Raw genomic sequence first — 14,512 nt, forward strand, 5'->3', positions numbered from 1 at the left:
GGTGCGGTCCTTCGCAGTGATCCTCGGGCCCACCGCACGCCGAGGATTGTCCCGCCTGATGCCGGTGGCCCATCTGCTGCGCGCCGCCGGCGCCCGGATACGGGTCGAATACACGCAGACTGCGGAGCAGGCCGGCCGGTGCGCCACGGCGGCGCTGCAGGGCGGTGAGGTCGTCGTCGCCGCCGGGGGCGACGGCACGATCCGGCTGCTCGCCGGCGTGGTCGCCGACACCGACGGTCTGCTCGGCGTCATACCCGCCGGTCGGGGCAACGACTTCGCCCGCCAGCTCGGGTTGCCGCACTCCCCGGACGCGATCGCGGACCTGTTGCTGCACGGACGGCCGCGGCACCTCGACGTCCTCCGCGTCGCTGGACGAACCATCGTCGGCAGCGTCTACGTCGGCGTCGACGCGGCGGCCAACGAGCTGGCGAACCGGTCGCGTCTGCCCGCGCCGCTGGTGTATCCCACCGCCGGCCTGCGGGCGCTGATGCGCTGGCCGCGCACCCGGTACACGATCACGGTGGACGGCCGGACCGAGCAGACGTACGCCTACACGGTGGTGGTCGCCAACTGCGGTTACTACGGCGGTGGCCTGCACGTCGCCCCGGCGGCGCAGCCCGACGACGGGACGATGGACGTCGTGGTGATCGGACAGGCACCGAAGGTGCTGTTCCCGATCGCGCTGCGACAGATGCGCACCGGCCGGCACGTGCGGCGCGGGCACGTCTTCTCCTACCGAGGCACGTCGGTCACCGTGTGCGCCGACCGTCCAATGACCGTGTACGGCGACGGTGATCCCGTCGGCCGGACCGACGAGCTGCACGTCGAGGTCCGCCCGCGGGCACTGCGCGTCATCGCCGGCTAGCCTGGTCACAGGTAGCCGTCGACCAGCAGCGCCAGCTCCCGGTCGAACTCGGCGACCGGCACGTCGTCGGCGACCGTGCGGACAGACAACACGAAGGACTGCGTGGTCAGAAAGACCGCGCGGGCCATGACGTCGGGTCTCCCGGGCCGGATCGAGCCGTCCTCGTGACCGTCGGCCAGCGCCGCCGCGAGGAACTGGAGCATCTCGTCCTGGCCGCTGCCCCGCCGGTCGAGCAGGTACGGGAGCAGCACCTCCGGGTCGACGTCACGGATCTTGCACAGCAGCGGATGGTCCCGTAGCTGCCCCGCCACCGCGACCACCCGCGACACCAGACGGGACCGCGCCGAACCGCCGGTCTCGACGTCCGCGGCCGCCATCAGCACCTGATGCCACTCCCGGCTCATCAGGTCGCCGATCAGGGACTGCACGTCCGGCCAGCGCCGATAGACGGTCATCCGCGAGACGCTGGCGCGTCGCGCCACGTCCGTCATCGTCGTGCGACGGACGCCGTACGCCAGCACGCAGTCCCGGGCAGCGTCGAGAACCGTGTCGTCGACGCTGCGCTCGCCGGACTGGCTCACCTCCACCACGCCGACTGTCTATCACAGGGGCGAGGTGGCCCCGGACGCGGACGCGCGCGCCACGGATGACGCGGGCACCGGGAACTGGCGGTGGTCAGTAGGCGTCGACCAGCTGCGTGCGCAGCTTGGCGAGCGCGCGGGCGAGCAGGCGGGACACGTGCATCTGCGAGACACCAACCTGGTCGGCGATCTCGCTCTGCGTCTGGTTGCCGTAGAAGCGCAGGGTGAGGATCTTCTGCTCCCGCTCGTCGAGCGTGGCCAGCGCCGGGCCGAGAGCCACCCGCAGCTCGGCCAGGGCGAACTCGCCGTCCTCGCCGCCCAGCATCTCGCCGAGTTCGGTGCCGCGCTCACCGTCACCGACCGGGGTGGACAGCGACACAGCGTTGTACGCCCGTGCGCCCTCCAGCCCTTCCAGCACCTGCTCCTCGGTGAGCCCGAGGTGGGCGGCGATGTCGGCGACCGTCGGCGACCGACCCAACGTCTGCAGAAGGGTGCTGTTGGCGTCCGAGATCGCCAGCCGCATCTCCTGCAGCCGGCGGGGCACCCGGATGTCCCACGTGCGGTCCCGGAAGTGGCGCTTGAGTTCCCCGACGATCGTGGGGATCGCGTAACCGGCGAAGTCGACACCACGGGAGGGGTCGAACTTGTCCACCGCCTTGATCAGCCCCAGTGCCGCGGTCTGCGTCAGGTCGCCGGTCGGCTCGCCCCGCCCGCTGTAGCGCCGAGCGAGGTGGTTGGCCAGCGGCAGCCATGCCTCGATCGCCCGGTCCCGCAGCGCGGCGCGCGACGGGTGGTCGGCGGGCAACGCCGCCATCGCGAGAAGAAGCTCGGTGGCGGGTGAGTCGGCGGAGGCGTCGTGGTCGGTGCGGGTGCTCGTCGTCGCGGGCCGGTCGGTGGTCGTGATCATGCTGGCTCCTCCGCATCACACCGGCCGCATTTCCGCCTGTCGGCGCCAACCGTATGAGCAGAGACTAGACCAAAGGTCAGGTGAAACCTAACCGAAAGGATGATGTGGCGCTGCCAGTCGCCACGCTTCACGTGCCGTCACCGCAGGCGGCGGCGTCGATGGCCACCCAGCTCCCGCGAGGGCGCTGTGGCTCCTCAGCGCACCGCGACGTCGGTTCGCGGGTCGGGGTTGCCGACCTCCCGCAGATGGCGCAGCCCCTCCGCCCAGGAGCGGCCCAGACTGGTTTCGTGGTAGTCGATGTCGTGCTTGGCGCAGAACCGCTGGACCAATGGCCCGGCGCGACGCAGGTTGGGGCACGGCATGTTCGGGAACAGGTGATGTTCGATCTGGTAGTTCAGGCCGCCGAACACGGTGTCCAGGAACCTTCCGCCGCGGACGTTGCGCGAGGTGACGACCTGCCGCCGCAGGTAGTCGAGGTTGTCCTCGGCGCCGAGGATCGGCATGCCCTTGTGGTTGGGGGCGAAGGAGCAGCCGAGGTAGAGGCCCAGCACGCCCTGGTTGACGAGGATGAACGCGACCGCCTGCGCGGGACTCAGGACCAGGAACACGGCGGCGAGGTAGCCGCCCAGATGCAGGACCAGCAGCCCCGCCTCTGCGGGTCGACGCGCCAGGCGGCGCGGGCCGAGGACAACCCGCAGGCTGATGGCGTGCAGGTGCAGGCCCTCCAGCAGAAGTAGTGGAAAGAAGAGGTACGCCTGATGACGGACGAACAGTGCGCCAAGGCCGCGCCGTCGCCGGACCTGGTCGGTGGTGAATGACAGGGGCGCCACGCTGATGTCGGGGTCCATGCCTTCGGTGTTCGGGTGGGCGTGGTGCCGGTTGTGTTTGTCCACCCACCAGCCGTAGCTGATCCCGGTCAGGAGGTTGCCGTGCACGATGCCGATCAGGTCGTTCGCCCGGCGCGAGCGGCCTATCTGCCGGTGCCCGGCATCGTGACCGATGAACCCGGCCTGGGCGATCACCACCGCGAGGGCCACCGCCACCCCAAGCTGCCACCACGACTGACCGAGTCGCCCGAACAGCGTCCACAGCCCCACGAAGGAACCGACGACAAGACTGATACGCACGGCGTAGTGGCCTCGCCGCCGCTCGAGCAGACCCGCTGCGCGGACCTGCCGGGACAGGTCGGCGTAGTCACTGCCTCGTTGGCGGTCGACGCCGAGACTGGTGTCGCTCATGAACACAGCTCCGCTGGCCCCTGGTCCGCCAGGTTTCTCAACGGCGGCCGGTCAGGCGGGCCATGAGCTGTTGAAGCTTCTGTTGCGTGCTGGGCTTGGCCGCCTGGCGGCGACCCCTCTGCATCAGGTCACGCCCGCGTGGGCTGTTGAGCAGGCCCTTGATTCGTTGGCTCATCGATCCTGATGTCACGGCGCGCTCCCCTCGGGCCGGCCCCGCCGGCTGGCTTCCCGTACTGCCAGTTTCGCCTGACGAGCCTGCCGGTCGGAAGGGATTGGGCGGATTGCGCCAGAGAGGGCCGTGACGAGGTGGAAGCAACAGGTCGGAAAATCCCTTGTGCGCCAGCCGACGACGCGGTTACCTCACGCTGTGTCGATGACCACTGCCGATCGAGTTGATTCCTACTTAATCTGCGGTACCCCGCGCACCGGCAGTTCGCTGCTCCTGGGGTTACTGGAGTCCACGGGCGTCGCCGGCCACCCGCAGGCATACTTTCGCGCTCCGGACGAGGCGTTGTGGGCCGAGCGGTGGCTGCTTCCCCGCACCGCTGACGGCGGCTTCGACTACGCCGCCTACGTACGCGCGGCACGTGACGCCGGACGTACCGACAACGGTGTGTTCGGCGCGAAGCTGATGTGGGGCACGCTCGACGAGGTGGTCGACAAGCTCGGCATGGTCCACCCCGACCTCGCCGGCCAGGATGTCGCGTTGCTGGAGCGGGCATTCGGGCGTACCCGGTTCGTGTATCTGCGGCGTGACGACGTGCTGGCGCAGGCGGTGTCCTGGCTGCGGGCCGAGCAGACCCAGGTCTGGTACATCGACGGCAACAGCGAGATCAGTGGTGGCGACCGCACCGGAAAGGAGCCGACTTTCGATAGGGAAGGAATCGACGGCCTCATCCAGACGATCGACGATCACAACGCCGAATGGCAGGCGTGGTTCTCCGCGACCGGCGTGCGGCCCCACGTCGTCCGCTACGAGGACCTCGATGAGGACATGGTCGCCGTCACGCGCGGGATCCTGCATTTCCTCGGCCTGGACATGCCGGCCGGACGCGCTGTCGTGCCCCAACACCAGCGTCAGGCCGACGACCTCAACCGTGAGTGGATCCACCGATACCGGGCCCGGTCGGGTGTCGGGCAGGTCAGCTGACCAGCGTGGTTGGATGGGCCGGTGCAGTTCACCGTGACAGACGCGCCGACGCGGGAGCGATTCGAGGCGCGCGACGAGGCGGGCGTGGTCGCCGGGGTGGTCACCTACCAGCTGACCGGCACCATCATCGTCTACACCCACACCGAGGTCGACCCGGAGTTCGAGGGCAGGGGCGTCGGGTCGACCCTGGCGCGTGCGGTGATGGACGACGCGCGGGCCAAGGGCCGGACCGTCGTTCCGCTCTGCCCGTTCCTCAGCGAATGGCTGGTCAAGCACCCCGAGTACGAGGGCATCGTGGCCCGATCGACTCGGAAGGTCAAATAGCGGTTCACCAGCCTGACCGGTCGACCAGTCCAGGCGGTAAGCCGTGCCCGGGGCGTCGTCACGCCACGGGCGGGACTGTTTCGCCGTTCACCGTCGGGGTGCCCGCCGGTGCCGTCATCATGACCGCGTAGCCGCTTCGGTTGCCAGGCGGGCGCCGGTGGTGGAGGGGGTGCGGCGAACGTGCGGGAGATGTCGGTAGCGCCGATGGTCACGGGGGCCGCCTCGCCGGGCCTGGCGGACATGGTGTGGGACAACGCGCGTCAGGATCCCCACGCGGTGCAGTTCCTGCGCACGGCCCCGGTCTCCCCGGCCTGGCCGGCGGAGCCATCGGCATACGGCGACGTGCCCGTGACGTGCGCGCAGTTCCGCGGTGACGTGCTTGCTCTCGCCCGCGGGTTCATCGACGCCGGGATCGGGCACGGTGACCGGGTGGGGTTGATGAGTCGCACCCGCTACGAGTGGACGCTCGTCGACTACGCGCTGTGGTCCATCGGGGCCGTCACCGTCCCGATCTACGACACGTCCAGCCCGGAGCAGATGGAATGGATTCTGTCCGACTCCGGCGCGGTGGGGTGTGTGGTCGAGGCCAACAGGCACGCCGCCATTCTCGCCGGCCTGCGCGACAACCTGCCCACCGTGCGTCAGGTGTGGCGGATCGACGCCGGTGACCTGATCGCGCTGGCCGGTCAGGGTGAAACCGTCGACGACGCCCAGGTCGACGTCCGCCGTACGGCGGTCACGGGCAGCGACATGGCGACGATCGTCTACACCAGCGGCACGACCGGCCGGCCGAAGGGCTGCGTGCTGACGCACCGCAACATCTACTGCGACATCGGCAACGCCACCGCGGTGCTGCCGGAGCTGCTGCATCCGGGAGCGTCGACGGTGCTGTTCCTGCCGTTGGCGCACGCGTTCGCCCGCCTGATCCAGGTCGGCATGGTGCTGACCCGCGCCACCCTGGTGCACAGCTCCGAGATGACCGGCGTACTCGCGCAACTACAGCAGCACCGCCCCACCTTCATCCTCGCCGTGCCGAGGGTGTTCGAGAAGATGCACACCCAGACGCGGCAGAAAGCCGCTGACGCACGCCAGGAATGGCTGTTCAGCATCGCGGACGCCGTCGCGGTGCGCTACAGCCACGCCATGGACACGCCAGGGGGCCCCGGAGGACTGCTGCGGCTGGCGCGCACGGTGTTCGACGTGATCGTCTATCGGAAACTGCGTGCCGCGCTGGGCGGCCGCTGCCGCACCGCGATCGTCGGCGGCGCCCCGCTCGGGGAGCGACTCGGGCACTTCTTCCGCGGCGCCGGCCTGACAGCGCTCGAAGGGTACGGGCTGACCGAGACGTCACCGGCGTTGACGCTGAACCTGCCGTCCTCGGTGCGGATCGGCACGGTCGGTCGCCCGATACCCGGCGTGGAGATCCGCATCGCCGACGACGCGGAGGTCATCACGCGCGGTGAGATGGTGTTCCCCGGCTACTGGAACAATCCCGACGCGACCCGGGCCACCTTCACCGCGGACGGGTGGTTGCGAACCGGGGACCAGGGCAGCCTCGACGACGACGGCTACCTGCGCATCACCGGCCGTACGAAAGAGATCATCGTGACGGCGGCGGGAACGAATCTCGCCCCCGCCCCGGTCGAGGAACGCATCCGCGCCCATCCCCTGGTCAGTCAGTGCGTCCTGATCGGTGATGACCGGCCGTACGTCGCGGCGCTGATCACCATCGACCAACATGAGTGGAGGCGGTGGGCAGCCGGCCACGGCCATTCCGGCGCGTCGGTAGCGGAGCTACGAGACAGCCCCGAGCTGTGCAGGGAGATCCAGGTGGCCGTCGATGAGGCCAACGGGACGGTGTCCCGGGCCGAGAGGATCAAAACGTTCCGCATCCTGCCCCGCGACCTCACCGAAGACGACGGCGAACTCACCCCCACCCTCAAGATCAAGCGTGCGGTGGTCGAGTCACACTTCGCCGCCGATGTCGACGCCCTCTACCACGGCCACTGACCCCGCGACCCGCCCCGAAGCGCCGGGGCGGCGGGCTCTCCGGCCCGCCGCGCCGGCGAGGATCAGGGTGAGTCCAGATCAATGCGTACCGTCAGCGGGCTCGCGTTCATCGCCTTCGAGGTGCGCACGCAGAGCCGGCGCACGAAGCTGCTCCTCCCGAGCATCCGCTGGCGCTCACGAGGGTCATCGTCCTCGACCATCCGCGCCGTCCCGGCCCGCCAGCGTGCGCGTGGTCCGCCGCCGACCTTCACCCGGACGCGGGGATCGGCCTCGACGTTTCGCACCCAGTCGGCACGGCGTCCCCGCTGCGAGACCAGCCAGAAGATGTCACCGTCCAGGCCATCACACACCGGGGTGTACCGCGGCCGGCCCGTACGCCGTCCGGTCGTCTCCAGCAGGGCATCGCCGGGGATCGGGAGTTTCCAGTTCCACGCGCGCCGGACGATCGGATTGATCAGGCGCTGCTGGAGCGCGCGAGGCATCCCGGCCAGCCAGGACACGTCAGGACCCGCCCTCAGCCCTGCCGGGCCTTCTGACGCCGGTCGGCCTTGTTGATCACGAAAGTCCTGCCTCGACGGCGTACCACGATCGAGTTCATCTTGTTCTTCAACCCGCGCAGTGAGTTCCTGACCTTCATCGCAGTCACCCTCCCCTGGTCGTATCCGGGTTCCGGCCGACGATCCGGTACCAGCGGGGCGATTCACCCGAGATGCGACACTCGCCCCTTCGCGGCTTCGGTCCGCCACGGTCGTTCTGCCATCGCTCCGCTCGCGTACCCGACGGGTCGTCGCTCATTCGTCGCGTCGGTGCCGGTTCGCCTCCGGCACGTCGGCGGCCGCCAGCACCGGTGGTGGGGGCGGGTACGGCTCATGGCGTCACCGGCCGTCGGTAGACCGACACGTGGTCGCGACTGCCGTCGGTGAAGGGCCGGCCCGCCCAGTCCTCCCACCGGTGTTCCCGGGCCATGCCCGACAGTTCGGCCATCAGGTCGAGTTCGGCGGGCCAGGCGTAACGGTGGTTCGCGGGAAGCAGGTCGACCCCGGTCCCGGTGAGCCGGATCTTGGTGGTGGTCATCCGCTGCTCCGCCGGGTGCAGCAGAGCGGCCTCCAGCATGACGGTGTCCTGCGCGACCCGGACCGGCCGCAGTGCCGCGCCGGCCCGGAACGCGGCCAGGTCCGGCACCCATGCCTCGACGACGAAGCGACCACCGGGACGCAGGTGCGCGGCGGCGTTGCGGAAGCACGCGACCTGCGCGGCCTGGTCCGGCAGCGCGAAGATCGTGTTGAACGCGAGGAACACCAGAGCGAACTCACCCGGCGCCCGGGTCGCGGCGAAGTCGCCGATGGCCACCTCGATCCGTTCCCCACCCGGCTTCTCCCGCAGTCGAGCGGCCATCGCCGGGGACCCTTCCACACCGGCGACGGTCAGACCGCGTTCCTGCAGTGGCAGTGCCAGCCGACCGGTGCCCACCCCGAACTCGCAGACCGGACCACCGTCCGCGAGTTCCACGAGCCGCTCGACCGCCGCCGTCGGATCCAGGTGCGCGAAGGCCTCGTCGTAGACGTCGGCCGGCACGTGCCGGCCGTACTCGCTCGCGTCGAACGGCAAACCGTGCCTCCTCAATCGCGGTGGCGAGCTCAGTGGCGGGCGGGCGCCCGCAGCACGTGCCCGTGTTCCGGCCGATCAAACCGCAGCTCCGTCGACCAGGCCGACCTGACGCACGCGTCCCGGCCCGGAGCATTCTCCCTACTCTCAGTCATCACGCGGACACGATGCGGCGTGAATGCCATCACCGCCGAGGGTCTCCGCCCTGATGCCGCGTGGCAGCCAAAAACTTTTGGTGGTTTCCTACAAATGAGGGGCGGGTGGTTCGGTGATTGCGTCATGGCGCTGCCAGCCGTCAGACGGAAGGGTGATCACTGCGGGGGCCGTCGTCTCTCCGCGAGCAGATCATGGTCTACCAAAGGGGTCAGTCGGGTGTTCAACCGTGTCGCCATCGTCAACCGTGGTGAGGCAGCCATGCGCCTCATCCACGCGGTCCGAGAGCTGGCCGCGGAGACCGGCGTCCGGATCGAGACGGTCGCCCTGTACACCGACGTCGACCGTACCGCCACCTTCGTGCGCGAGGCGGACATCGCCTACGACCTCGGTCCGGCGTCCACCCGCCCGTACCTCAATCTCGCGGTGCTGGAGCGCGCCCTGACCGAGACCGGCGCCGACGCGGCGTGGGTCGGCTGGGGCTTCGTCGCCGAGGACCCGGCGTTCGCCGAGCTGTGCGAGAAGATCGGCGTCACGTTCGTCGGGCCGAGCGCGGAAGCCATGCGCCAGCTCGGTGACAAGATCGGCTCGAAGCTGATCGCCGAGGAGGTCGGTGTGCCGGTCGCGCCGTGGAGCCGCGGCGCCGTCGAGACGCTGGCCGCCGCGCGGGCGGCGGCGGCCGAGATCGGTTACCCGTTGATGCTGAAGGCGACCGCGGGCGGCGGCGGGCGCGGAATCCGGGTGATCACCAGCGAGGCGGAGCTCGACGACGCGTACGAGCGCACCAGCCAGGAGGCGGCGCGGGCGTTCGGCAGCGGCATCGTGTTCCTGGAGCGCCTGGTCACCGGGGCCCGGCACGTCGAGGTCCAGGTGATCGCCGACGGGCAGGGCACCGCCTGGGCGCTCGGGGTCCGCGACTGCTCGGTCCAGCGACGCAACCAGAAGGTCATCGAGGAGTCGGCGTCGCCGGTGCTCAGCCCGGCGCAGGCGGCCGAGCTCAAGACGTCGGCCGAGCGGCTCGCCCTGGCGGTCGGTTACCGCGGCGCGGCCACCGTCGAGTTCCTGTACCACCCCGGCGATCAACTGTTCGCGTTCCTCGAGGTCAACACCCGGCTTCAGGTCGAGCACCCGATCACCGAGCTGACCACCGGGTTCGATCTGGTCAAGGCGCAGCTGCACGTCGCCTCGGGCGGCCGGCTCGACGGCGAGCCACCGGTGGAACGCGGGCACGCCATCGAGGCCCGGCTCAACGCCGAGGACCCGGACCGCGACTTCGCGCCGTCGCCGGGCCGCATCGCCCGGCTGGACCTGCCCAGCGGCCCGGGCATCCGGGTGGACACCGGCGTCAGCGAGGGTGACACCATCCCGGCCGACTTCGACTCGATGATCGCGAAGATCATCGCGTACGGCCGCGACCGTGCCGAGGCGCTCGGCAAGCTGCGCCGGGCGATGGCGAACACCACGGTGATCATCGAGGGCGGCGCGACGAACAAGAGCTTCGTGCTCGACCTGCTCGACCAGCCCGAGGTGATCGACGCCAGCGCGGACACCGGCTGGATCGACCGTGTCCGCGGCGAGGGCCGACTCGTCGCGCACCGGCACTCCGGAGTCGCGTTGGCGGCCGCCGCCATCGAGGCGTACGAGGAGGAGGAGAGCGTCGAGCGGCAGCGCCTGCTGTCGACGGCGTCCGGTGGGCGCCCCCAGGTGCAGCACCAGAGCGGCCGGCCGCTGGACCTCAAGCTGCGCGGGGTCACCTACCGCATGCGCGTGGCACGGGTCGGCGCGCACCGGTTCCGCGTCGGCATCGAGGTGGGCGCCGCGGTGCGCACCGCCGACGTCGAACTCGACCGGTTCGACCGCCACACCGGCCAGATCGTCGTCAACGGCGCCCGGTACCGCCTGCTGACCGGCACGCACGGGCCGACCCACCTGGTCGAGGTGGACGGCGTGACGCACCGGGTCAGCCGCGACGAGGGCGGCGTCGTCCGGTCCCCCATGCCCGCGCTGGTCGTCGCCACGCCGCTGGAGGTGGGCGCCGAGGTCGAGGCGGGCGCGCCGGTGCTGGTGCTGGAAGCCATGAAGATGGAGACGGTGCTGCGGGCGCCGTTCAAGGCGCGGCTGAAGGAGTGCGCGGTCTCCGTGGGCAGCCAGGTGGAGGCCGGCGCGCCCCTGCTGCGGCTGGAGCCCCTCGCCGACGACGCCGACGAGACCACGGACGACCCGACGGCCGGCTCCGTCGAGCTGGACCTTCCCGCCACCGCCGAGGAGGTTCCGGCGTACCTGCGTAGCCGGCGCGGCCAGGAGGACCTGCGCGGCCTGCTGCTCGGCTTCGACGTCGACCCGCACGACGACCGTCGCGTGCTCGACGACTACCTCACCGCGCGGCGGGAGGCCACCGAGGCGGGCCACCGGCCACTGGCCGAGGAACTCGACCTCGTCGACGTGTTCGCCGACCTCACCGAGCTGAGCCGCAACCGGCCGACGGGTGAGGACGGCGGCGCCCACGTCCGCAGCGCCCGCGAGTACTTGCACACCTACCTGCAGAGCCTCGACGTCGAGCGGGCCGCTCTGCCCGATTCCTTCCAGGGCAAGCTCGCGAAGGCGCTCGGGCACTACGGCGTCACCGACCTGGAGCGCTCGCCCCAGCTCGAAGCCGCCGTGTTCCGGATCTTCCTCGCCCAGCAACGCGCGACCGCCGACGCCGCGGTCGTCGCGGCGCTGCTGCGCTCCTGGCTGCGGGAGACCCCGCCGGACGAGACGCTGCGCGAGCCCGCCGGTCTCGCGCTGGAGCGGCTGGTGGCGGCGACTCAGGTCCGCTTCCCCGCGGTCGCCGACCTCGCCCGTGGCGTGGTGTTCGCCTGGTTCGCCCAGCCGCTGCTGCGCCGCAACCGCGCCCGCGTCTACGCCGAGGTCCGTGGGCACCTGAGGCACCTGGACGCGCACCCGGATGCGGCCGACCGCACCGAGCGCATCGCGGAGATGGTACGCAGCACCGAGCCCCTGGTACGGCTGCTCGGCCAGCGGCTCGTCCGTGATCACCTCGACAACGCGGTGATGCTGGAGGTGCTGACCCGCCGGTACTACGGCAACAAGGCGCTCACCAGCGTGCGCAGCAGCGACGTCGCGGGCTGCGCGTTCGTGGTCGCCGAGCGCGCGGACTCGAGCGTGGTCTCCGCCGCGGTGAGCTTCGACGCGCTCGGCAGCGCGCTGCGCGGGCTCGCCGAGCTGGCACGTGGCGAGGACGCCGTCGACGCCGACATCTACCTCGGCTGGGAGAACCAGCCGGAGGACTTCGACGCGATGGTGGAGGCGCTGCTCGAGGTCATCACCGCGCACCCGCTGCCGCCCCAGGTCCGCCGGCTCACCACCACCGTCGCGGGTCGCGGCGGAGCGGTGATGCACCACCACTTCACCTTCCGCCCGTCCGGCCCAGGGATGACCGAGGACCGGCTGATCCGCGGCCTGCACCCGTACATCGCGCAGCGGATGCAGCTGGAGCGGCTGCACCAGTTCGACCTGACCCGGCTGCCGTCGTCGGACGAGGAGGTCTACCTCTTCCAGGCCGTGGCGCGGGAGAACCGGGCGGACGAGCGCCTCGTCGCGTTCGCGCAGGTGCGTGACCTGACCGAGCTGCGCGAGCACGACGGCCGGCTGGTCGCGTTGCCGACGACCGAGGACGCCGTCGCGGCGTGCCTCGACTCGATCCGCCGCGCCCAGTCGCGGCGACCGTCGAAGACACGCTTCAACACCAACCGGATCGTGATCTACGTCTGGCCGCCGAGCGAGCTGACCCGCGAGGAGATGGAGATGATCGCCGGGCGCGTGCGCCCGACGACCGCGGGCGCCGGGCTGGAGGAGATCCTGTTCATCGCGCGGCAGCGCGACCGGCGTACCGGCGAGCTGACCAAGATCGCCGTGCGGATCTCCTTCGACACGGCGGGCGGCGCGGAGCTGGCCATCGGCGCGCCGCCGGTGGAGCCGGTCGAGCCGCTCGACGAGTACCGGTTGAAGGTGCTGCGCGCGAGCAGCCGCAACACGGTGTACCCGTACGAGCTGACCGGCCGGCTCGGTGACTTCGTCGAGCACGACCTCGACGACGACCACGCGCTGGTGCCGGTGGACCGGCCGAAGGGGCGCAACGGCGCCGCGATCGTCGCCGGGGTGGTCACCACGCCGACCGTGCGGCATCCGCAGGGTGTCACCCGGGTCGTGCTGCTCGGCGACCCGACGAAGTCGCTGGGCGCACTGTCGGAGCCGGAGTGCCGCCGGGTGATCGCCGCGCTGGACCTGGCCGAGCGGATGGGGGTGCCGCTGGAGTGGTGGGCGCTGTCCGCCGGAGCCCGGATCTCCATGACCTCGGGTACGGAGAACATGGACTGGGTGGCCGCGGCGCTCAAGCGGATCGTCGAGTTCACCCAGGCCGGCGGTGAGATCAACATTGTCGTCGCGGGCATCAACGTCGGCGCGCAGCCGTACTGGAACGCCGAGGCGACGATGCTCATGCATACCAAGGGCGTCCTGGTGATGACACCGGAGTCGGCGATGGTGCTCACCGGCAAGCAGTCGCTCGACTTCTCCGGTGGCGTGTCCGCCGAGGACAACTTCGGCATCGGCGGCTACGACCGGGTGATGGGGCCGAACGGGCAGGCGCAGTACTGGGCGCCGAACCTGACCGCCGCGCGGGACGTGTTGATGTCGCACTACGACCACACGTACGTCGCGCCCGGCGAGGACGCGCCCCGGCGGGCGACCACCACCGACCCGGTGGACCGCGACATCTCCGCCTTCCCGCACGACGTGGCGGGCAGCGCGTTCAGCACCGTCGGGGAGATCTTCTCCGCCGAGTCCAACCCGGACCGCAAGAAGCCGTTCGACATCCGAACGGTGATGCGGGCGCTCTCCGACCAGGACCACCCGGTGCTGGAACGCTGGGTGGGCATGGCCGACGCGGAGACCGCGGTGGTGCAGGACGTGCACCTCGGGGGCATCCCGGTGTGCCTGCTCGGCATCGAGTCACGATCGGTGCCGCGGCGCGGCTTCCCGCCCACCGACGGCCCGGACACCTACACCGCGGGCACCCTGTTCCCGCGGTCGTCGAAGAAGGCCGCGCGGGCGATCAACGCGGCCAGCGGCAATCGGCCGCTGGTGGTGCTGGCGAACCTGTCGGGCTTCGACGGCTCACCGGAGTCGATGCGCAAGCTGCAACTGGAGTACGGGGCCGAGATCGGCCGGGCGATCGTCAACTTCCGGGGGCCCATCGTCTTCTGCGTGATCTCGCGGTACCACGGCGGTGCGTTCGTGGTGTTCTCGAAGGCGCTGAACCCGAACATGACGGTGCTCGCGCTGGAAGGCTCGTTCGCCTCGGTGCTCGGTGGCGCTCCCGCCGCCGCCGTGGTGTTCGCCGGGGACGTCAACGCCCGCACGGCGGCCGACCCTCGCGTACGGGCCCTGGAGGCCCGGGTCGCGGCCGCGGCCGGCACCGAGCGCGCCGCGTTGACCGCGGAGCTCGACGAGCTGCGCTCCTCGGTGCGCGCGGAGAAGCTCGGCGAGGTGGCCACCGAGTTCGACCGCGTGCACAACATCCAGCGCGCCGTCGAGGTGGGCTCTGTGGACGCGGTGGTCCGCGCCGCCGAACTGCGTCCGCGCATCATCGACGCGATCGAGTCCCGTCTGCGCTAG

The 14,512-nt window shown here is 70.8% G+C and carries 12 protein-coding genes; 5 read left to right on the forward strand and 7 right to left on the reverse strand.

The window, feature by feature from the left end; genetic code table 11:
* Position 1: 1 nt before the first annotated feature.
* Complete coding sequence (locus ACFYPS_RS25295; protein WP_387327423.1) at positions 2-865, forward strand: diacylglycerol/lipid kinase family protein; 864 nt, start codon at positions 2-4, stop codon at positions 863-865.
* 5 nt (positions 866-870) lie between these two features.
* Here ACFYPS_RS25295 and ACFYPS_RS25300 read toward each other — a convergent pair whose 3' ends face one another.
* From ACFYPS_RS25300 to ACFYPS_RS25315, 4 genes are all read right to left on the reverse strand, one after another.
* Positions 871-1,455 (reverse strand): TetR/AcrR family transcriptional regulator, encoded by a 585-nt coding sequence (locus tag ACFYPS_RS25300; RefSeq protein WP_387327426.1) that lies wholly within the window; start codon positions 1,453-1,455, stop codon positions 871-873.
* 85 nt (positions 1,456-1,540) lie between these two features.
* Entirely contained in the window at positions 1,541-2,353 is an 813-nt protein-coding gene (locus ACFYPS_RS25305; protein ID WP_387327429.1) for an RNA polymerase sigma factor SigF, read from the reverse strand.
* Positions 2,354-2,547: 194 nt separating this feature from the next.
* Positions 2,548-3,591 (reverse strand): fatty acid desaturase family protein, encoded by a 1,044-nt coding sequence (locus ACFYPS_RS25310; protein ID WP_387327432.1) that lies wholly within the window; start codon positions 3,589-3,591, stop codon positions 2,548-2,550.
* A 37-nt stretch (positions 3,592-3,628) separates the two neighbouring features.
* Entirely contained in the window at positions 3,629-3,766 is a 138-nt protein-coding gene (locus ACFYPS_RS25315) for a hypothetical protein (RefSeq protein ID WP_354965695.1), read from the reverse strand.
* Positions 3,767-3,964: 198 nt separating this feature from the next.
* On the opposite strand from ACFYPS_RS25315, the gene ACFYPS_RS25320 reads away from it, so the two are divergent.
* The 3 genes from ACFYPS_RS25320 (at position 3,965) to ACFYPS_RS25330 (ending at position 7,075) form a co-directional block, all read left to right on the forward strand.
* Positions 3,965-4,741 (forward strand): Stf0 family sulfotransferase, encoded by a 777-nt coding sequence (locus ACFYPS_RS25320; RefSeq protein ID WP_387327436.1) that lies wholly within the window; start codon positions 3,965-3,967, stop codon positions 4,739-4,741.
* Positions 4,742-4,762: 21 nt separating this feature from the next.
* Positions 4,763-5,065, forward strand: a complete 303-nt coding sequence (locus ACFYPS_RS25325; RefSeq protein ID WP_354965697.1) for a GNAT family N-acetyltransferase — start codon at positions 4,763-4,765, stop codon at positions 5,063-5,065.
* A 180-nt stretch (positions 5,066-5,245) separates the two neighbouring features.
* Positions 5,246-7,075 (forward strand): AMP-dependent synthetase/ligase, encoded by a 1,830-nt coding sequence (locus ACFYPS_RS25330; RefSeq protein ID WP_387327439.1) that lies wholly within the window; start codon positions 5,246-5,248, stop codon positions 7,073-7,075.
* A 62-nt stretch (positions 7,076-7,137) separates the two neighbouring features.
* Here ACFYPS_RS25330 and ACFYPS_RS25335 read toward each other — a convergent pair whose 3' ends face one another.
* The 3 genes from ACFYPS_RS25335 to ACFYPS_RS25345 form a co-directional block, all read right to left on the reverse strand.
* Positions 7,138-7,557 (reverse strand): nitroreductase/quinone reductase family protein, encoded by a 420-nt coding sequence (locus ACFYPS_RS25335; RefSeq protein WP_387327442.1) that lies wholly within the window; start codon positions 7,555-7,557, stop codon positions 7,138-7,140.
* Positions 7,558-7,589: 32 nt separating this feature from the next.
* Positions 7,590-7,712 carry a ribosomal protein bL36 gene (locus ACFYPS_RS25340; protein ID WP_089020301.1) on the reverse strand — a complete coding sequence of 41 codons (123 nt, stop codon included), beginning with the start codon at positions 7,710-7,712 and terminating at the stop codon, positions 7,590-7,592.
* A 230-nt stretch (positions 7,713-7,942) separates the two neighbouring features.
* Entirely contained in the window at positions 7,943-8,683 is a 741-nt protein-coding gene (locus ACFYPS_RS25345; protein WP_387327447.1) for a class I SAM-dependent DNA methyltransferase, read from the reverse strand.
* A gap of 369 nt (positions 8,684-9,052) precedes the next feature.
* Here ACFYPS_RS25345 and ACFYPS_RS25350 point away from each other — a divergent pair, with 369 nt between their 5' ends.
* Entirely contained in the window at positions 9,053-14,512 is a 5,460-nt protein-coding gene (locus ACFYPS_RS25350) for a carboxyl transferase domain-containing protein (protein ID WP_387327450.1), read from the forward strand.

The sequence above is a fragment of the Micromonospora sp. NPDC005087 genome (assembly GCF_042872965.1).
Classification (GTDB): Bacteria; Actinomycetota; Actinomycetes; order Mycobacteriales; family Micromonosporaceae; genus Micromonospora.

Excerpts from the sequence above, each read along its gene's own strand:
- ACFYPS_RS25305 (WP_387327429.1), bottom strand. The coding sequence starts at position 2,353 with ATGATCACGACCACCGACCGGCCCGCGACGACGAGCACCCGCACCGAC.
- ACFYPS_RS25310 (WP_387327432.1), bottom strand. The coding sequence starts at position 3,591 with ATGAGCGACACCAGTCTCGGCGTCGACCGCCAACGAGGCAGTGACTAC.
- ACFYPS_RS25315 (WP_354965695.1), bottom strand. The coding sequence starts at position 3,766 with ATGAGCCAACGAATCAAGGGCCTGCTCAACAGCCCACGCGGGCGTGAC.
- ACFYPS_RS25320 (WP_387327436.1), top strand. The coding sequence starts at position 3,965 with ATGACCACTGCCGATCGAGTTGATTCCTACTTAATCTGCGGTACCCCG.
- ACFYPS_RS25335 (WP_387327442.1), bottom strand. The coding sequence starts at position 7,557 with ATGCCTCGCGCGCTCCAGCAGCGCCTGATCAATCCGATCGTCCGGCGC.
- ACFYPS_RS25340 (WP_089020301.1), bottom strand. The coding sequence starts at position 7,712 with ATGAAGGTCAGGAACTCACTGCGCGGGTTGAAGAACAAGATGAACTCG.